Source organism: Vibrio sp. 1078-1 (genome assembly GCF_033340475.1).
On the sequence record NZ_JAWOWM010000002.1, the window covers coordinates 611,423 to 629,480 of the forward strand.

Genomic DNA, 18,058 nt, shown 5'->3' on the forward strand with positions numbered 1-18,058 from the left:
CTCCTCAATTGATGCTCAACCAGCGTGAAAGAGGCTTCATGCAGTGAGTCATTGGCATTGGTGTAATGGCGTTATTATTAAGTTCACCTTCGTAAATACGTTCAATAGCGTTGATAGATGCAGTCGTCGTTAAGTGCTGGCTAGCATGTAGGTAAGCGTTTTCCGCCAGCTTGTTTCTTAATGCCGCGTCTTGCATGACTTGTTGAATCGCGTTTAACAGGCTCGCCATTCCACTGTTCTGGTACAGCAATGCAGAGTGATTATGCTCGAACAACTCAGGAATGCCTCCCGTTTTAGGAGCCACGATAGGCAGTTGAGCTAAAGCCGCTTCCCCGAGCACGAGACCAAAGGCCTCTTCATAGGCGCCGCTAATAAAAGCGTCTGCATTACCACACATCCACTCTCCGGCATTGTGTTGCTCCCCGACAAAGTGCACTCGCTCTTGGATACCAAGATCCGATGCAAGCTGTTGCAATGCTTCTCTTTCTTCGCCGTCACCAACAATAACAAGGTGAGGGTTGTTGTGGTGGTAGTTGTGCATGCGCATTGCGCGAATAAGGCGGTCGAACCCTTTGCGCTTAATCAGCGAACCCACCGACAGAAAGGTAAAGGCCTGTGATGGGATTCCGAGGCGATCTTTAATGTCGATGGGTGTATCCACGCCTTGAAGTGACACGCCGTTGTGTACGACATGAAGTTGGTTTTGTGGGTAGCCGTCCTGAAGAATTTCGCGTCCAACATCTTTGCTAACGCAAATCAATTTTGGAGAGAGGTGAAGTCCGAGAGAGAAGCGATCGCGCAATGTATAATGGCAATGAAGTTGCGTGACAAGTGGTATATGATTCATGCGAGCAGCCAAACACATCCATTGACAAGGGCCGCCGCTATTGACGTGTACCAAGTCGATGTTGTGCTTTTCGATCAATGCTGAGCCTTGTTTGATAAGGCTATTCCACCCGCTAATATCCCAGCGCGGAGCGCTCCAACCACCCACCAAATTGAAGGCTGAATGTTCCGCTTCAATTCCGAGCGATTGGCACTTATCGATTAATGGTTGGCAGTTGGACCATACGAATGGCTCAAACTTATCGCGGTCGATTCCTGAAATGAGATCCAGAAGCACCACTTCACTGCCGCGAATCCAATTATCACCATAATGAACATATAGAATGCGTTTTGGCGTAGTCATAAGTCACCTCTGTCTCATCATTAATCTGCGTTAACTGCTGAGCTGCAATAGAGATGCCAAAATATGCCATTAGTTTATGTGATTGAATCTTATGTGATATTTATGTTTGGAACTCATCATTCTCATATTGAGAACCAATATGGATTAGTGATCCGTTTCAATTTGATATTTTTGTAGCAATACGGGAATCACACTTTGCGCTGAGAAATCATCAATGATGGTTTGTCGAGCATTCTGGCGAATGAGTGATTGTTGCGCTTCACCAATCGACATCCAGTCATGAAGACATTTAGCAAGAGAGGGAATGTCTTCGACGATAAAACCATTTTTACCCGTTTGGATAATATCTGGAAGACGACCTACACGTAAGCTCATCACGGCAATGCCTCTCGACATGGCTTCAAGCGCCGCCATTGGAAGACCCTCATAACGAGAAGAGATGATAAGTACGCTGATATTTTCCCAAACACCTTCCATATCGGTTTGATGGCCGAAGAAAGTCACATTTGGAGGGGCAGTTTGATTAAGCGATTCTTTTTCTGGGCCATCACCGTACACACTAAACTGTAATGTTGGACAGAGCCTCGCTACCTCAATAAATTGATCGGCGCCTTTTTCCTGACTCAATCGGCCGACAAAAGCGATCTCCTGATAGTTGAGTTGACTGTTGGGAATCGAAACAAAGTTATTCAGCAGTTCTGAAGAACAAAAAACTTTGCGCTGAATACTTGGACTGACAGCAAAGCAATAGTCAGATAGGCTGCCTGAGCTTCTATCAAGCCAATCGTATAGCCATAGCTTCCCTGAGGACGATTCACCAGCATGATAAGTTGAAATCAAACGAGGAAACGTACGGGTGAGCAGTTTGGCGCAGCGCGACAAAATCGACGCTTTATAACCATGGGAGTGAACCACTGAGGGTTGGTTATTGGCGACAGCGCTTGTTAGGTGTTTAATTTTTAAAGCTTTATTGGGCTCGCCAGACAAATAGTTTAAGTAACTCACAGGGATCGCGGCTTCTTTTGCCTTCTGTACAATTTGAGCGGCTGGCGAATACTCAGTGGTTAGCACAACTCGAGCTTTGTTTCCAAAGGCGATTAATCCCCGAGCTAGCTCGATAACGTGACTTTCAATGCCGCCGAATAGACGGCTATCAAGCAAGATCCAAATTTCACCAATGGCAGGTTTATCAAGATTGTTCGAGATTAATTTCATCCGCTTCCCACGCTTGTTTTTTTCGGTAAACCGTAGATGGGCTTAACTCCAGCATGACAGCGGCGTTGAGGACGTTGCCATCACAGTACGCAATTGCGTTTTGAATTGCTTCACGCTCTACTTGCCACATAGGGCGAATGGTTCCATCAGAGTTAAAGTACGGTGAGGTAGCAGCAGAGGCCGGTGTACCAGGCTGCTCTGCTGCGGTAATCGACGGTTCGACCGCAGAAGGTGAAGGTTCCTCAGTATAAACAGGTGGTGGTGTGATTGGTGCAATGTTTGTTGACTCTTGAGCAACATGCGCAGGCGTCGTTGTTTTCGTCACTTTAGACTTTTTAGTAAGTTGAGCGGGTAGGTGGCTCACCGTGACTTTTTCGTCGTTATTAAGCACCACAATGTTACGTATGATGTTTTGTAGTTGCCTTACATTACCCGGCCATTCGTAATGCTTGATGATATGTTGAGCTTCACTGTCGATTGTTGAGAATTTCTTTTTGTCCTGTTTGGCGTAAGTGGTCAAGAAGTGCTTGGCAAGCGTGACGATGTCACTTCCTCGTTCACGTAATGGGGGCATATCGATAGGTATAACGTGCACACGGTAGTATAAGTCTTCACGAAAACGACCTTCTTCTACTTCTGTTAATGGATCTCGGTTAGTGGCACAAATGATTCTCACATCTACTTTCATTTCTCTAGTGCCACCAAGAGGGGTGTAAGTGCCCGTTTGTAGAAAACGGAGCAACTTCTTTTGCATCTCAAGTTCCATTTCACACAGCTCATCAAGAAAAAGCGTACCACCATGTGCCAGCGTCGCCGCACCTTTTCGATCTGTTGTTGCTCCAGTAAAGGCCCCTTTAACGTGACCAAAAATCTCACTTTCCATCAAATCTCGTGGAATAGCCCCACAGTTAATTGCAATAAAAGGCTTGTCTTTACGGTCGCTCTGGCGGTGGACGGCTTCAGCACAAACTTCTTTACCTGTGCCGCTTTCTCCCACAATAAACACACTGGCAGAAGTTGGCGCAACAGCATCAATGGTCTTGTATACCGCCTGCATCGGGAGGCTTGAACCGATGAATCCGTGATAGTTGTGGCGATCAAACTTGGACTGAATATTTTCCACCAAATCTTCCAATTTGGCGCGTTTAAGGTGCAATGCGACTGATGTTTTTAGGCGATCAGCGTTTATGGGCTTTTCTAAGAAATCTTCCGCACCTTTTTGAATTAGATTAACGGCTAAGTCGACGCTGCCGTGTGCCGTAGCAATAATAACGGACGTAGGAATGTCATTCTGGTTGATCCAATCCAACACGTCTTCGCCAGACATGTCGGGCAGTTTCAAATCGAGAATGATGAGCTGAGGTTTGCTTCTTTCAATAAATTGAATCGCTTCGCGACCTGTCTCGACATGAAAAATGTCATAAGGTTCGTCTTTCACATACTGCTTATAAAGTATGGCTAGTGAAGTAGAGTCCTCTACCAGTAACACCCTTGGTCTCATAGTCCCATCCCAACGTAGTTTGTTTCATTTTTTATGATTTTTGTCAGCACTACTATTTGGCATTATGAGTGGTTTATAGCTCTCTAGTGCTGAAAATTCTCAATTTGAGAAAAGCGTTATTTAAGTATTAGCACAAGGTAGGAAATTTGCGAAAAATCCATACTTTTTAATTGATTAAGTTATACCCAAATAATTTCAAGGTGTGTGGCTTGGCGAGGGTGACTGAATTTGGAGCCTAAATTTCTGAGATGATGTCGGCATCGCGCTTTATCAAACGCGATGCTTTGCTAGGGAGTAAGACACTGATACTACTCAAACCCTTGAGCTTTTCGCTTTTCTAACGCATCAAACGATTCATTGGCGAGTTGAGGAAGTGTTTCACAAAGCTCCAATGCTTTTGGTATTTTTCCTTCGACACAGTACTTCTCAATCATTCTTGCTTGTCTTGAAAGCGTTCGATTGCCTAGAGCGAGAGCAGAACTGCCCAGTGTGTGAACCTCGAACTCTAATGTTTGAAGGTCTTTTGTGCTTAATGCTTGCTCTATTTTCTCCATGCGATCGCGTGACTCTTCGACATAGTGATCAATCAAGGTAGGGATGATTTCGGCGCACGTATCTTTGATCATTTGCTGAAGAATATGCTCATCCACTAATTCTTGCTCGATAGTCAATGTGTTATTTATCGTCATAATAGCGCTCCCTATAACATAAACAGTTCGCTTTTTTTAATTTGCTGAGACAGTTTTTCTTTCCACTTTTTTGGTAAGAAACGCAGCTTGGAAACTTGGCGGATTAACTCATCTTTCAGGCTTGGAGTGTGCTTCATGTTCAGTACAGAACCAATCAAGTTCGCATCGCTAGCATCGAGTAGCTTTTTGGCTTGCTCGAGCTGGGTTGCAGTCGTAGAGCCATAATGCGCTACTAACAAAGTAGCATCACATACGCCAGCAATCACTTGAGGCGCAATATTGCTTCGGTTGACACTAAGAAGTGGCGATGTATCTATCACGACGCGCTCGTACTGCGTTAACCATTGCGCAATGTTTTGTTTCAGCGTTGTTGGGTCTCGGTACGCTAACTGAGTGCTGGCGAGAGACGGAGCAGGGAGGCCGACTAAAGTTTGATGTGTATTCTCTCGTGTGATCAAATGGCCAACCTTCTCGTCATCATCAAATTCGTGAACAGTGTGATAAGCGGGTTTGAATAAGTTAAGGTCTACATACAAAGTATTGTGGCCTGCTAAAACCAAGCGCTCTGCAAGAGATGACGCCACGGAAGTGACACCATCTTCAGATTTACAACCCACAACACAAATCGTTTTGTGGCCTTTCTGTTCACTCTGAAGATAAATTTGCTCAATCTCAGCGTGAGTTGCAGGAATAGTCATTACAACGCTCCTATTAACACGATGGTTGTGGTGATTTGTAAAATATCTCTTAATCCGGCCCTCGCTTTTTCAACAAAGCTTTCGTCTTTATGGGGAATGTAAATCGTGTCGCCTGCGCGAATGACTGGCAGTTCATAAATGTTGGCTGTTTTACTAAAGTTCACCAAATCAAATGTTCGGGCTTGGCCCTGGCAGCAAGACATATTGACCACACTGATCTTTTCAAGGTAGGCATTATCAGTTGGTCCTCCTGCTTCCGCTAAGAGATCAAGCACAGTCATGTTGTCATTGAATACGTACCGCCCCGGGTCTCTTACTTCACCTAATACGCGTACCGTGGATTCTTTTGAACGATCTAACCAGTTTTTGTTTTTTTCTGGAATGTAAATGGTATCACCAGGACGAACGTGGGGCAGAATTGACTCATCGCCTGTTTCAAAGTACATCGATAAATTCAATTTACTCACTTTGGCATAACCTAGGCCTCGGTGTGTGACACGAATGTTGTGAATATCTGCATCCATTGTCGGTCCATCGGCGGCAGACAAAATATCCAGAAAATGCATATCTTCGGTGAAACGATAGCGCCCAGGTGCATTGATTTGCCCGAAAACGTATATCGATGCGTCAGAGCTTTGGCTTACCCATTGCGACTTATTATCGGATGGGTCGTCAGGCAATGCATGTACCCTTACGACTGTACCAGCGGAAACTCGAGGTAGGCTTGATGTTGGTGAGCCATCCAGAATGTATTGGTCTAAGTCAAATTGTGTCATTTGACCGTTATTGGCGACTTCAATTTTGGTGGTATCAGCTCGTCGAGTTGGGCCACCAACGTGTGCAAGCAGATCAATCAAATCCATTTCGTCTGACCACTCGATGCGTCCAGGGCGAACAACTTCTCCCATCACTGCGACCGCTCGACTAGGTGCTACTTTTAACCAAGACTTCTCATTGAAATCGGTTTTCTCCGGCACGAAAATCGCATCTCCTGGTCCAACATTTGGTGGTCTGGCTGAAGATAGTCCTTCTGTATGCGCGGTAAGATCGAATTTGATGACTTTGCCATCGGCTTTTATAACGCGAATTTGGCGAGATTCTGCGTAGCGAGTGGGCCCGCCAGCGTTGGCGAGGATATCCATGAAGCTAGCGCCTTGCTTGCCTTCGTATGCCCCAGGATGGGCGACTTCACCCATCACGTAAACCACATTTGCACCTGCTTTGATTTCTTCTTCCTGTTTTGGGACAAAGATGGTGGCACCTGGCAGGATCTCTGGCAGTAGGCTTTGGTCTCCAGTATCAAGGTACTTTTTCAGGTTAAACATGGTTGGGTTATTGTTTGTTATCACGCGAATTTGCTCAACACTGGCATATCGTGTCACGCCGCCAGCTCGCATTACGACATCAACTAGCGTGGTGTTTGGCTTGTATGAGAACGAGCCAGGTGCGTTGACTTCACCAAAGACTTTGATTGCACGAGCGGAATCTGCGCTGTCACCTGAATTCGCGAGTTTTGCTGCATCAAACTCTTGCTCAATATTCCCTACGAGTGGGGAAGCGGGGACAAATAAGACATCCAGTGATTCTAGTTTTGGCAGTTGGCTATTGTCACCCGTATCAAGGAAGCGTTTGTAGTCAAATTCAATGTTTTTATTTCCACGTTTCACGATCATTTTATCAAGCTGAGCCCCAGCGCGCAGGCCGCCAGCTTCGTACACAAACATTTGAATGTTGGACCCAGAAGGTAAGGTATATTCACCGGGTTTGACCACGTAGCCTTGAACGGACACTAACAACTGTTGCTGTTTAATAAAAACTCGAGCGTTGTTAACGTCACGATACACGGTCTTTAGCCTGTCGATAATCACGTCTTGGAGTTGTTTTTCATTGTAGCCGGCCACTAATACAGGGCCGACTTCTGGTAAATTAATTCGTCCACGACGATCAACCTGAAACCCTTGGTTTAACGACGCCTCTCCAGGTAAGTTAATCTGTATTAAATCACCGACCTTAACAGTATTGCTCTCATCCGCTATGGAAGAAGGTACCCACGCGACCAGACACAACAACATTAAGAGGATAAATGGTTTCATCGTGTTCATAGCGCGCCTCCTGCCGTTGGGTTGCGGTTTATTGAGCTATCGCTATCTGAATTAGGGCTAATAACCTCGATGCTTACTCGACGATTAGTTAAACGCACGGCGGATGTTTCACCTTCATAGAGTGGCAGGTTATCTCCGACAGATTTGGTAGTGACTCTCTCTGAAGTGATACCAAATACGGTTAGGTAACGCTTTACTTGTTCCGCACGCGCTTGAGCAAGTTTCTGGTTGTAATCGGGTGTTCCAGTTGCATCCGCATGCCCCGTTACTACAAGAGATAGGTTGGGGTGGTCACGTAAAATGTAGGCTGCTTCTGCCAAATGTCCCATGTACTTCGGGTTGATTTCTGCTGAATCGACAGCAAACTGGTTGTCGATATTAAGTAGTGCATAGATATCCGAGACTATGTTTAGGTCGCTACGTAGAGCTTCAATATCATCGGGCGGTGTGCAAGTGGTTTGGCTCAGTACGTAGTCGAGTTGTTGTTCGAGCTGGTTTAAGCGTCGACGCTGAATCACAAGGTCGTTGGCAGCGTCGAGTAAAAGCCCACCTTCTAACTCGCGCGCAATTCTATTTTGTTTTTCAAGGGCCTGAACAACTGCCGCAGGAAAACACCAGCGCGCGCCCTCTTGGATTAGTGCGTCTAGATGTAACTTGGTCAGTTGCCAATCAAACCTTAACCCATGTTCTGGACCTAAAGGCTCGTCAGGCATCACTGGGGAAAACTGATAATTCTCGATCGAGATATCTTGATAGCTTTCCGCCAAGCCACCTTTCCCGTGTTCTGGGTAGTCAAACGACGAACAACCAAACATGCCGACAACAAGACCGCTTACTGCATATCGTCGTATAAGATTTACCATGCCAACCTCCGTTTAAACCGGTATTTTTAGTGTCCTTTTGAGTTAACGGGAATGGCATGGTTGATACGAAGCAAGCTCATGATTTCTAAAGGTTGGCCTGATACGTTTTCAATACTCATGCTTCTTTCACGTTCAACTAGACGCTTATATAAGTAAACAATGGCACCAATCCCTGAAGAATCAAGAAATTGGACGTGCTGTAGGTTAATTTCGACTTCTTTGTGATGATTGTTGTGAATTACTTCATCAATGTGATGTTGTGCTTGTCGACAGCCACTTGCGTCTAAGTCACCAAAAAACTCAATGGCTAACTTGTCTTGATTGATTTCTAGTTTGCGTAATTCCATGACTCTGTCTCCGTTTGTTTTTCTAATTGGATATAGAGCAGGTAACGTGCCAATTTGAAATTAATTAAAAATCAAATAGTTAAATATTGTTAATGATATTGTTCAATTTGAGAAAGGACTGATTCTCAAATTGAGAATCAAAAACGCACACAGAAATGGTTTGCTTATAAGAGGTGTTGAGCCGAAAGAAGTCGTTAGAGCGGGGGCATCATAATTAGATTCCACCTCGATTGACGAACCATCCGCCTTACGTGAATAACGTGTAACGACTAAATGCAAAACCTGTCATAAAGTTTATGATTACCTTTGCAAATTATTACTAATGTTGATTGTTATGAGTCGAAGAATAACTAGTAATAAATAGGTCATCGAGAGGACTTACGTTTCAATAAAGGCGATTTTTTGTACAAGGTCTTCTTATGCCATTAAAAATGACATTAATTGCGTTGGCTGTTATGGCTGCGTCTTCACAGCCTCAAGCGGATACGTCTCTCGCACCACCAGTTTCTCTTGCACAAAGCTATCAGGATGGCATTGATGTGTCTGAATATTGGTATAGCGAAAAACTTGATGGTGTTCGCGCTTATTGGACTGGGCAACATCTCGTGACGAGAAATGGTAATCGAATCTACGCCCCAGACTGGTTTACAGGACCTTTGCCTGATTATCCGTTGGACGGTGAACTTTGGGCTGGGAGAGGTAACTTCCATCTTGTTCAGCAAACGGTATTAGATAAAACTCCTGTAGAGTCTGCTTGGCGACACATCGACTTTATGATCTTTGATATGCCATATTCCGCTGGTGATTATCGGAAGCGTTATTACAACATCAAAGATTTAGTGCTTGAAGTCGACCAGCCTCATATCAAATATGTCGAGCACCGAGCGATTCAAAATGAAGCTCATCTGTTTACACAGTTGGATAAAATTTCAATATCCGACGGTGAAGGGGTGATGTTGCGGAAGGTATCAAGCCGCTATCAGGCTGGACGCGGTAGTGATTTGCTTAAACTAAAACGATACGCAGATGATGAAGCGTTAGTTGTGGGTTATAAGCCAGGAACAGGGCGCTTATTAGGTATGATGGGAGCAATGTTAGTTCGCTTACCAAATGGCATTGAGTTTTACATCGGTAGCGGATTTACCGATGAAGTGCGTCGCCAGCCTCCGAAAATTGGTTCAACCATTACATTTAGATATAACGGTTTTACACATACTGGTAAACCGCGTTTTGCTCGATTCTTGCGTGAAAGGTTGAAGGAATAGAACGCTCTGCACTTACTAGTTGCCAACGGTTACGCCACATCGTTTGAAGAGACCCTGCCAAAACTGAACGTGGTTTAGGGTTTCTTGCCTAAATGTCCTATGTGCCTCAATTATGCCATACTGGTGACCATGGAGTTGCATACGGTTCTCCACCAAAGTGGCACCATCATTAAGTTGTTGATAGGTACTGTCTAAATAAGCCAAATAAGGTTGCACTTCTTCAACGTAAATGGATTGAAAGACATTTCTTAAGTAGCGGAACTGAGTGGTGTCTCTGTTCGGCCCGCACAATACATTGCTCTGGTTCTGCTCAAGTAGCTGAGTTGTCGCTTTTAACCAAAGGGATGTATTTACCATTGAATAGTAAAGTCGTCCGAGTAAACGAGATTTCTCTAACTCTTCTTGATATTGCGTAACTTCTACATCGGGTAGACGTGAGACGGCGCGGTGGGGTAAATCATACATTTCGCTGAAAATACGATAGACATCGTTAATGCGTGCAATATCATTCGTCGTATTTTGAGATAGCCAATCAGAGGCAGTTAGTTGCTTTTGCATGGCGTCACTTACGAGTAGTAAGTTGTCGAGATGAATGTCTAAATGTTGCCACTTGGTTGCGTAAAGCTCTGCCAATGTCGCGCGTTCTTCATCGCTAAGTGGAAATTCGGATAAACATCGATTCATGACTCTTAAAAGGGCAGTTTGATAATCAAAATCATGAAAGGCATCCTGCACCTTGCCAAGTTGTGAGTTTTTCTCGGCAAGTAAATTAAAGAGTCCGCACTGTCGTAATTGATAGCTCTCTAGCAGGCCAATAGATAGCCTTGGCAATGGCTCGAACAAAACGCGTTTCGCAGGAATCGTTACCGTAGACTGTAGTGTTATTGGAATAGCAGGAACGTCCAATACATTGGCTACACGTTGATGATACTTATCAAACATGGCGTTCTCTGGATTGAACCAGTTATCACAACCATTAAGAATCAAGATTAAGAACAATAAAATAGACCGCACAAATATCCTTTTTTCTAACTTCGTATCCGTTGTCTAGAGAGCAAAATCAACCGCTTTGTAATCTTGTTATAAGTATACTCAACCGTGTGATTATTCGATCAAAAAAGCCAGCGGATGCTGGCTTTTTTTACTTTTTATTGAACTGAAAAGTTCAATTGCACTTCTGGCTCTTGGCGATGCATCCAACGCATTCTGACGCCTAACATAAAGGCCGCTGAAGATAGGCCGATGATAAAACCAAGCCAGAAGCCTTGTGCTCCCATTGGCTCGACAATCCAGTCTGTACGGCCAAGGACGTAACCAATTGGCAGCCCAAGAATCCAATAAGCAATAAAAGTACGGTTGAAGATAGCTCGCATGTCTTTATAGCCGCGTAATGCACCAGCTGCGATCACTTGAACCGCATCCGTACATTGATAAACAGCGGCAAACACGAGCAGGTGCATCGCTAGAGTGATTACCTCTGGGTTGCTAGTGTAAAGCTCGGCGATCCACTCACGAGACAAGACGGTTAAAATCGCTGTGAGAACGGACAAAGCTAGACCAACCATAATGCCGACTCGTGACGCTACGCGCGCGCCATCTACGTTTTCTTCACCAAGTCGATGGCCGACACGAATGCTTACTGCTGCACCAATACTCATTGGTAGCATAAATACCAACGAGGAGAAGTTAATCGCGACTTGATGCGCTGCCACAATGATAGGACCCAGTGGTGAAACGAGCAGTGCAACAACAGCAAACAGTGTCACTTCAAAAAACAGCGCTGCTGCAACAGGAAAGCCGAGCTTGAATAGACGAACTTGCGCTTTCCATTGTGGGCGATGCCATTCTCCAAATAGGTTGATGCTTTTCAATCGCTCTGATGTCATCACATACAGCAATAGCATGGCAAACATGACCCAGTAAACAATCGTGGTTGCGACACCACAGCCAACACCGCCTAATTCAGGTGCACCAAACTTGCCGTACACGAAAATCCAGTTTAGAGGAATGTTGAGCAGCAAACCGATAAAGCCAATAACCATTGCCGGTTTCGTCAATGACATACCATCCGTAAAGCTTCTAAGCGTTTGGAAAAGTAAAAAAGCGGGTACTGCTAATATAACGGCATGAATGTATCCCACCGTTTTTTCAGCCATCAGTGCTTCAACATCCATCAGCCCGAGAATAAACTGGGTTTGAAGCAGGACTGCAATTATCGGCACACTGATCAGCAATGCCAAAACGACGCCTTGCTGAATTTCAAACGGGATTTTCACTCGACGACCAGAGCCATTTAACTGTGCGACAACAGGGACCAATGCCATTAATAAACCCACCCCAAACAAAATGGATGGTAGCCAAATACTTGAAGCGACAGAAACCGCAGCCATGTCGGTGGCGCTAACGCCGCCAGCCATTACGGTATCAACAAACCCCATACCAGTTTGAGCGACAGATGCGATCAATACCGGGGTCGCCAATTTGATAAGACTTGATGCTTCTTCTTTATAGCGATGCACGAAAAATACTCCAGAGCGGAACAATAAGTTGAAAGAATGAGAGTACTCGAGGGCAAAAGATGTGGTGAACGGATCTGATGGTTGATTTTAGTCACGATAAGGTGAAAAAATGCCTCGGAGAAACTCCGCGCAAATGATAAACAATTGTATGTTTATATTCCATAGCTAGGTAGTGAATAGTCGATAACACTGACTGGACGCTCTCCACGCTAAGGATACGCTTTTACTGAGAACAGCAGCGAATCATGGTAATGTTGAAACATGCATGAGAGCAGACCAGTGTTCATTAAGCCGTTGCTTTATCGTCTGCGGTCTTTATTTCCGGCCCGTAGCGCAGTGTTTAAGGCTTAGTCTTCAACTACAGTTGGTATGAAATCAATAGGTAAAAAGAAATGTTTACAGGAATAGTTCAGGGTACGGCGAAGGTCGTTAAAATTGATAAAAAAGAACGCTTTCAAACGCACGTTGTCGAGTTAAGCGATGAACTTTGTAAAGGGTTAGAAATTGGTGCATCCGTTGCACACAACGGATGTTGTCTAACTGTGACTAAGATCGAAGGCAACCTTATCAGTTTTGATTTAATGCAAGCGACATTGGCTCTTACTAATTTAGGTCGGCTGGTGGAAGGGGATAGCGTAAACATTGAGCGCGCGGCTAAGTTTGGTGACGAAATAGGCGGGCATAGCATGTCTGGTCATATTAGTTTGACGGCAGATATTGTCGATATCATCGATACGCCCAATAACCGCACGATTTGGTTTCAACTGCCGCAAGAATCAATGAAATATGTATTAGCGAAAGGTTACATTGGTTTAGATGGCTGCTCGCTAACTATTGGTGAAGTTGAAGCGTGTCGTTTTTCGGTACACCTAATTCCAGAAACCTTGCAGCGAACGCTTTTCGGAGTGAGACAAGTAGGGGAGCGTGTTAATATTGAGTTTGATCCTCAGACTCAAGCAATTGTTGATACTGTTGAGCGCGTTCTTGCAGCAAAACAGCTTTAGAATGAGAAAAAGGAGCCTAATGCTCCTTTTTCATTTAAGCGTTTTTATATTTCTGATGTTCACATGCTCGAGCTGTTATTCGTAATTGTCATCGATAATTAGTTCGACCTTATCTTGTAACTCATCCACTCGCATATTTAGGTGGATAGCGTGGCAACAAGCTGGGCAATCATCATAAAACTCTTGGTCACCATTACTTGCATCCAATGTAATGCCGATAGAGTGTCCGCAATGCGGGCACTTTACATACCTTTCGGTATAATTTTTCATACAACAACTCCTAATCTCGCAGGGCTTTTAAACACACTATTCATCAAGGAAGTACAGCCCTTTACTTACTTTGCCTACAAGGAAAATAGGCACAATCCAAAGTTAAGTCTCCTTTGATATTAGGTCGAGTTGTTGCTAATTGAGTCGAAATAAGTACAAAACTTGACCCCAAACTCAACCTTGAGCTTAGGGTGATCTTCTGTAGTGATGTGCCTCGAGATTTTACATATTGAAATATGCAGTGGCTTCCAAATTAATAAGAAATGATTTTATTAATAACCAGTTGAGCCTGTTCCAAGTAATGGCCGCCAAACAAATTACAATGGTTGAGAACATGGTAAAGGTTATAGATATCTTTACGCTCTTCATAGCTTGAAGAAAGTGGCATAACCGATTCGTAGCCTTGATAAAATTCTGGTTGAAATCCACCAAAAAGCTCCGTCATCGCAATATCACACTCCCTGTCCCCCCAATAGCACGCAGGATCGTAACAGATAGGACCGAATGCAGTGAGTGCCGCATTTCCATTCCATAAATCGCCATGCAACAAAGAAGGTTCCGGAGCATGGTTTGCTAGCCGCTGTTTTACGACATCGATAAAGTCATCGATATCAACCAAGGTGACGCCTTTTTCTTTAAGGAGCTGTAATTGCCATCCTATACGTTGCTCAGCAAAGAATACACACCATTTCTTGTGCCATTTGTTGGGCTGTAGAGTCGAACCGAGATAGTTGTCGGTATCAAAACCAAACTCTTTTTGCTCGCCCCACTGGTGTAGGTGAGCTAATTGCTGCCCAAATTTAAAGCTGTTGGGACCATCTTCTAATGGTTTCGTTGGAAGGTAGTTAAGAATTAAGAATGAGGCATTTTTGGTTTTACCAACCAATACCACCTCAGGTACAAATAGGGTGGATGTTTCACGCAAAAGATGCAGGCTTTCAGCTTCTACCTCAAATTTCGACAAAAACTCGCGATCGTTAATTTTCACAAAATAACGTTGCTCGCCATCATTGATCATGTAGCTTTCACTGATATCCCCACCAGACAGCCTTACTTTTTCCGTGATCTGGTAATCGAACAATAAAGTATCAGAAAGCTGTTGCGATATTGCTTGCCACATACAAAACCTCGCGAATCTATTTGACCACCAATAGTTTAGGATAAATAGCAGGGAGTTGGCGCTATGTTGAGCATACTTAGTAAAGAAACCTTCCTCTTAGTGTAGTCAATTTGTATAAATGTGAATCAAATCGCTTATAAGCCTCTGATTTGTTGGCTTAGCATATGGAGATGGACGTTTACAACAGGTATTATGATTTTTTTGACGTTAGTTCCATTGGTGGCATGAAAATACTGATATGTGATGACTCAGCTGTTGCAAGAAAGCTTATTGCGCGTTCTATCGTACAAGATACATCATTGCATCTTATTGAAGCGCAAGATGGTTATGAGGCGCTTAATATTCTTGCTGAGCAAAATATCGATATTTTGTTTCTCGATTTAACGATGCCCATAATGGATGGTTTTGAGGTCCTCGAATCATTACCTGTTAGTCAGTACCCGACCAAAATCGTCATTATTTCTGGAGATGTTCAACAAGAGGCAAAACAGCGCTGTCTCGATCTTGGTGCTCAAGCTTTTATCGCTAAGCCTCTGACAGAAGAGCAGGTGCTCCCACTATACGAACAATTAGGGCTGCATTATGCGTTCAAACCTAGTCATTCGGTTGATTCTAAAAACCAGGGTTGCGAAGAGCTTTCCTTACTAGCCAAATTCCGTGAAATTGCGAACATTGCCCTTGGTAAAGGGGCTGCGATTATGGCTGACCATTTACATGAGTTCATCCAACTTCCTGTTCCTCATGTTGGACCGTTGTCCTACGGCGAGCTTCATATGACACTGGTTGATGTGGTTGGGCGTGACAGTTCCGTTGCGGTAGCGCAGAGGTTTGTCGGTGGTGGTATTCACGGAGAGGCACTGGTGTGCTTACGTGGTAGGGATATCAATCAGATTGGGGAAAAATTAGGTTACCTCCTTGAGTTTACGCCTCATAATGAAATCATCTTGAATATCTCTAACCTACTGGTCTCGTCATTTCTCACATCATTGGGCGATCAACTCGACAAGCAGTTCTCACTTCGTCAGCCAGGCATTGTGGATACCTTAACACCTTATTGTGAAGAGCAAGGCGAGTTGGGTGAGCTCTTTACTATCGAATACACCTACATGGCAGAAGCGCTCGATTTCGAGTGCGAGGTACTGTTTTTAATTGATAAGCCATCCGTAGAAATAATCTATGAAATCATGGAGCTAATCTAATGTCCGATATCACGCTGGACATAGCAGACTTTCATTGGGTCACACAAATTCTCGATACGATGGATTCAGGGCTTATTGTTTTGGATCAAGAGTATAAAGTGTGTGTGTGGAACAGTTTTATGCAGTCATACAGTGGCGTTCTATCACAAGAAATTCTTGGTGAATGTTTATTTGAGCATTTTGAAGAGCTGCCAAGAACTTGGCTAGAAACCAAGATAAAAGCTGCCGCCGATCTGGAAACTCGTTCTTTTTCTAGCTGGGAAAACCGACCGTACCTTTTTAAGTTCAACAATTTTTCTCCGGTTTCAAACAGCAGTGATTTTATGTATCAAGATATCGTGATCACGCCGTTAATTGGGCTTTCAGGAGAGGTCAGCCACATAGCGATTCAAGTCAATGATGTTTCTGAAACTGCGAGAAATCGCATTCATTTGAAAGAAACAAATCAACATTTGTCGGAAATCAGTCGCAAAGATGGTTTAACAGGTTTATTTAATCGCGCTTATTGGGAGCAATCATTGAAAGATGAGTTTGCTCACTTAAAAGTTATCGACGGACCATGCTCATTAGTAATATTCGATATCGACCACTTTAAGAAGGTGAATGATACTTATGGTCACCCGACAGGGGACGAAGTCATTCGTCGAACCTCTGCCTTGTTGAGAAAAACAGCAAGGAGCAGTGACATCTGCGGTCGTTTTGGTGGTGAAGAGTTTACCGTACTACTTCCTCACACAAACCAGGAGCAAGCTTGCTATTTCGCAGAGCGTTTGCGCAAAAGAATTGAGCAAGAGATCGTGAAAGTGGAAGATTTTTTGATTAATTACACGATAAGTATTGGTGTTTGCGAGTATAAGCCTTATTTTGAAACTCACACTCAATGGTTAAAGAGTGCCGATGCTGCGCTGTATCGTGCAAAAGAAAATGGTCGTAACCAAACCTGTTTGCATGAAAATGACTGAAATATAAAAAGGTTTGAAGAAACCCTGTATCCGAATTCAGTGAAGCAAAGCTCAATTGTTTGAAAATCATCCAGTTGGTTCGTGAATGTTTGTTAATATGAAATAAGTTAATGAAATTTTCTCGGCATGTCTTACTATTGAAACTATTCTGCTTTCAGCTTCGAAGGCTTGCAATAAACGGAGAAAAACAGTGGTTTTAGAAACCGATGGATATCTCGCTCTTATCGAGCACTTGTCTCTAAATCTAGATATTTTTACGACCGAAATTGGCGACACTGGATCCGAAAGCATCGAAGATGTTGTCACCGATATGGTGGCTTCAAACATCATGGCGATTTTTGAGCAAAATCCAGAACTTCACTCGAGCGTACGCTTCAAATTATTGAAAGAGGCTGATGCAGTTGTTGAAGATCTTGGTGAGATATTGGCTGGGGTATGGCATAAAAAAGCGACCAATGAACAGATCACGTTCCTTGATGAATACATCGCTCTGGTCAAAAATCTGTTCGATAATGCTGTTGCGACTTACGACTGATATTGTTTTAACTTACAGCAATGTCCGGTTAAAGAGTGAGAGGAGTTACATTGTAACTCTTCTTATTTGCCAAAACTTAGATGCCCAGTATGGGTTGTCGATTCTTGAAATAATCACACCTCTAGACGTCGATGCATGCATGAACTGCTTGTTACCCAAGTAAATTCCGACATGATAAGTTGTACGTCTTGTTTTAAAAAACACTAGATCCCCTTGCTTGGCATCCGTCCAACTTAACTCCACACCTTGCTTTGATTGCTGCTTCGTTGTCCTTGGTAACGAGAGCTGATAAGCCTCAATAAACGCTTTTTGTACAAATGCTGAGCAATCAATTCCAGATTTCTGTGTCCCGCCTAAGCGATAAGGCGTGCCGTGCCACTCTGAGTAAAAGTCGAACAAGTCAGGGTTGTCCGACAATAGCTGATTTGTAGGTGTTGTCACCTGTGCTTGCTCACTAGGCTCAGGCCCAGAAGAGCAGGCGCTTAGTAGCACACTGATTATCAAAGGAAAATATACTCGACGCAAATCACCACCTGTCATCTCTATGACTCACAACTGAAATATTAGTGTCATAACCAAT

Annotated in this window: 18 protein-coding genes; 5 read left to right on the plus strand and 13 right to left on the minus strand. The window is 43.8% G+C overall.

Annotated features, from left to right (window positions below; translation table 11 throughout):
* Window positions 1-4: 4 nt before the first annotated feature.
* The 8 genes from R7190_RS06615 to R7190_RS06650 all read right to left on the minus strand — a co-directional run bounded on the left by R7190_RS06615 (window position 5) and on the right by R7190_RS06650 (window position 8,604).
* Window positions 5-1,189 carry a glycosyltransferase gene (locus R7190_RS06615; RefSeq protein WP_186584270.1) on the minus strand — a complete coding sequence of 395 codons (1,185 nt, stop codon included), beginning with the start codon at window positions 1,187-1,189 and terminating at the stop codon, window positions 5-7.
* 144 nt (window positions 1,190-1,333) lie between these two features.
* Window positions 1,334-2,404, minus strand: coding sequence for a glycosyltransferase family 4 protein (locus tag R7190_RS06620; RefSeq protein WP_318137531.1), 1,071 nt, complete (start codon window positions 2,402-2,404; stop codon window positions 1,334-1,336).
* Window positions 2,379-3,905, minus strand: a complete 1,527-nt coding sequence (locus R7190_RS06625; protein ID WP_186584269.1) for a sigma-54-dependent transcriptional regulator — start codon at window positions 3,903-3,905, stop codon at window positions 2,379-2,381. Before R7190_RS06625 ends, R7190_RS06620 begins: the two co-directional genes overlap by 26 nt.
* 308 nt (window positions 3,906-4,213) lie before the next feature.
* Window positions 4,214-4,594, minus strand: a complete 381-nt coding sequence (locus R7190_RS06630) for an Hpt domain-containing protein (protein WP_005377636.1) — start codon at window positions 4,592-4,594, stop codon at window positions 4,214-4,216.
* Between the two features lie 11 nt (window positions 4,595-4,605).
* A complete protein-coding gene (locus tag R7190_RS06635; protein WP_005377635.1) occupies window positions 4,606-5,292 on the minus strand; it encodes an AAA family ATPase in 687 nt (228 codons plus the stop codon).
* Window positions 5,292-7,394, minus strand: a complete 2,103-nt coding sequence (locus tag R7190_RS06640) for an SLBB domain-containing protein (protein ID WP_186584268.1) — start codon at window positions 7,392-7,394, stop codon at window positions 5,292-5,294. Before R7190_RS06640 ends, R7190_RS06635 begins: the two co-directional genes overlap by 1 nt.
* Complete coding sequence (locus R7190_RS06645; protein WP_065274524.1) at window positions 7,391-8,257, minus strand: OmpA family protein; 867 nt, start codon at window positions 8,255-8,257, stop codon at window positions 7,391-7,393. The genes R7190_RS06640 and R7190_RS06645 overlap by 4 nt, the downstream gene beginning before the upstream one ends.
* Before the next feature lie 26 nt (window positions 8,258-8,283).
* A complete protein-coding gene (locus tag R7190_RS06650) occupies window positions 8,284-8,604 on the minus strand; it encodes an STAS domain-containing protein (protein ID WP_017634929.1) in 321 nt (106 codons plus the stop codon).
* Window positions 8,605-9,023: 419 nt separating this feature from the next.
* Between R7190_RS06650 and R7190_RS06655 the strand changes: the two genes are divergently transcribed.
* On the plus strand, window positions 9,024-9,869 hold the full coding sequence (locus tag R7190_RS06655) for a DNA ligase (protein WP_017634928.1): 846 nt from the start codon (window positions 9,024-9,026) through the stop codon (window positions 9,867-9,869).
* Window positions 9,870-9,884: 15 nt separating this feature from the next.
* Here the strand turns inward: R7190_RS06655 and R7190_RS06660 are convergent, their stop codons facing one another.
* Both R7190_RS06660 and R7190_RS06665 read right to left on the minus strand, forming a co-directional pair.
* Window positions 9,885-10,883 (minus strand): DUF3080 domain-containing protein, encoded by a 999-nt coding sequence (locus R7190_RS06660; protein ID WP_047102254.1) that lies wholly within the window; start codon window positions 10,881-10,883, stop codon window positions 9,885-9,887.
* A 134-nt stretch (window positions 10,884-11,017) separates the two neighbouring features.
* Complete coding sequence (locus R7190_RS06665; RefSeq protein ID WP_005377626.1) at window positions 11,018-12,388, minus strand: MATE family efflux transporter; 1,371 nt, start codon at window positions 12,386-12,388, stop codon at window positions 11,018-11,020.
* A 392-nt stretch (window positions 12,389-12,780) separates the two neighbouring features.
* On the opposite strand from R7190_RS06665, the gene R7190_RS06670 reads away from it, so the two are divergent.
* Entirely contained in the window at window positions 12,781-13,392 is a 612-nt protein-coding gene (locus R7190_RS06670) for a riboflavin synthase (RefSeq protein ID WP_005377625.1), read from the plus strand.
* 75 nt (window positions 13,393-13,467) lie between these two features.
* On the opposite strand, the gene R7190_RS06675 is transcribed toward R7190_RS06670, so the two are convergent.
* Both R7190_RS06675 and R7190_RS06680 read right to left on the minus strand, forming a co-directional pair.
* On the minus strand, window positions 13,468-13,662 hold the full coding sequence (locus R7190_RS06675) for a CPXCG motif-containing cysteine-rich protein (protein ID WP_005377624.1): 195 nt from the start codon (window positions 13,660-13,662) through the stop codon (window positions 13,468-13,470).
* A 253-nt stretch (window positions 13,663-13,915) separates the two neighbouring features.
* Complete coding sequence (locus R7190_RS06680; protein ID WP_005377623.1) at window positions 13,916-14,782, minus strand: fructosamine kinase family protein; 867 nt, start codon at window positions 14,780-14,782, stop codon at window positions 13,916-13,918.
* 224 nt (window positions 14,783-15,006) lie between these two features.
* Between R7190_RS06680 and R7190_RS06685 the strand changes: the two genes are divergently transcribed.
* The 3 genes from R7190_RS06685 to R7190_RS06695 all read left to right on the plus strand — a co-directional run bounded on the left by R7190_RS06685 (window position 15,007) and on the right by R7190_RS06695 (window position 17,478).
* Window positions 15,007-15,981 carry a response regulator gene (locus R7190_RS06685; protein ID WP_021033872.1) on the plus strand — a complete coding sequence of 325 codons (975 nt, stop codon included), beginning with the start codon at window positions 15,007-15,009 and terminating at the stop codon, window positions 15,979-15,981.
* On the plus strand, window positions 15,981-16,943 hold the full coding sequence (locus R7190_RS06690) for a GGDEF domain-containing protein (protein WP_025766666.1): 963 nt from the start codon (window positions 15,981-15,983) through the stop codon (window positions 16,941-16,943). The genes R7190_RS06685 and R7190_RS06690 overlap by 1 nt, the downstream gene beginning before the upstream one ends.
* Before the next feature lie 190 nt (window positions 16,944-17,133).
* Window positions 17,134-17,478, plus strand: coding sequence for a DUF3802 family protein (locus R7190_RS06695; protein ID WP_005377620.1), 345 nt, complete (start codon window positions 17,134-17,136; stop codon window positions 17,476-17,478).
* A gap of 45 nt (window positions 17,479-17,523) precedes the next feature.
* Here the strand turns inward: R7190_RS06695 and R7190_RS06700 are convergent, their stop codons facing one another.
* Window positions 17,524-18,018 carry an NlpC/P60 family protein gene (locus tag R7190_RS06700; RefSeq protein WP_186584267.1) on the minus strand — a complete coding sequence of 165 codons (495 nt, stop codon included), beginning with the start codon at window positions 18,016-18,018 and terminating at the stop codon, window positions 17,524-17,526.
* Between the last annotated feature and the right edge of the window lie 40 nt (window positions 18,019-18,058).

What these genes read in the sequence shown, in the direction of transcription:
- R7190_RS06615 (WP_186584270.1), bottom strand. Translation starts at nt 1,189, where the DNA reads ATGACTACGCCAAAACGCATTCTATATGTTCATTATGGTGATAATTGG.
- R7190_RS06620 (WP_318137531.1), bottom strand. Translation starts at nt 2,404, where the DNA reads ATGAAATTAATCTCGAACAATCTTGATAAACCTGCCATTGGTGAAATT.
- R7190_RS06625 (WP_186584269.1), bottom strand. Translation starts at nt 3,905, where the DNA reads ATGAGACCAAGGGTGTTACTGGTAGAGGACTCTACTTCACTAGCCATA.
- R7190_RS06630 (WP_005377636.1), bottom strand. Translation starts at nt 4,594, where the DNA reads ATGACGATAAATAACACATTGACTATCGAGCAAGAATTAGTGGATGAG.
- R7190_RS06635 (WP_005377635.1), bottom strand. Translation starts at nt 5,292, where the DNA reads ATGACTATTCCTGCAACTCACGCTGAGATTGAGCAAATTTATCTTCAG.
- R7190_RS06640 (WP_186584268.1), bottom strand. Translation starts at nt 7,394, where the DNA reads ATGAACACGATGAAACCATTTATCCTCTTAATGTTGTTGTGTCTGGTC.
- R7190_RS06645 (WP_065274524.1), bottom strand. Translation starts at nt 8,257, where the DNA reads ATGGTAAATCTTATACGACGATATGCAGTAAGCGGTCTTGTTGTCGGC.
- R7190_RS06650 (WP_017634929.1), bottom strand. Translation starts at nt 8,604, where the DNA reads ATGGAATTACGCAAACTAGAAATCAATCAAGACAAGTTAGCCATTGAG.
- R7190_RS06655 (WP_017634928.1), top strand. Translation starts at nt 9,024, where the DNA reads ATGCCATTAAAAATGACATTAATTGCGTTGGCTGTTATGGCTGCGTCT.
- R7190_RS06670 (WP_005377625.1), top strand. Translation starts at nt 12,781, where the DNA reads ATGTTTACAGGAATAGTTCAGGGTACGGCGAAGGTCGTTAAAATTGAT.
- R7190_RS06675 (WP_005377624.1), bottom strand. Translation starts at nt 13,662, where the DNA reads ATGAAAAATTATACCGAAAGGTATGTAAAGTGCCCGCATTGCGGACAC.
- R7190_RS06680 (WP_005377623.1), bottom strand. Translation starts at nt 14,782, where the DNA reads ATGTGGCAAGCAATATCGCAACAGCTTTCTGATACTTTATTGTTCGAT.
- R7190_RS06685 (WP_021033872.1), top strand. Translation starts at nt 15,007, where the DNA reads ATGAAAATACTGATATGTGATGACTCAGCTGTTGCAAGAAAGCTTATT.
- R7190_RS06690 (WP_025766666.1), top strand. Translation starts at nt 15,981, where the DNA reads ATGTCCGATATCACGCTGGACATAGCAGACTTTCATTGGGTCACACAA.
- R7190_RS06700 (WP_186584267.1), bottom strand. Translation starts at nt 18,018, where the DNA reads ATGACAGGTGGTGATTTGCGTCGAGTATATTTTCCTTTGATAATCAGT.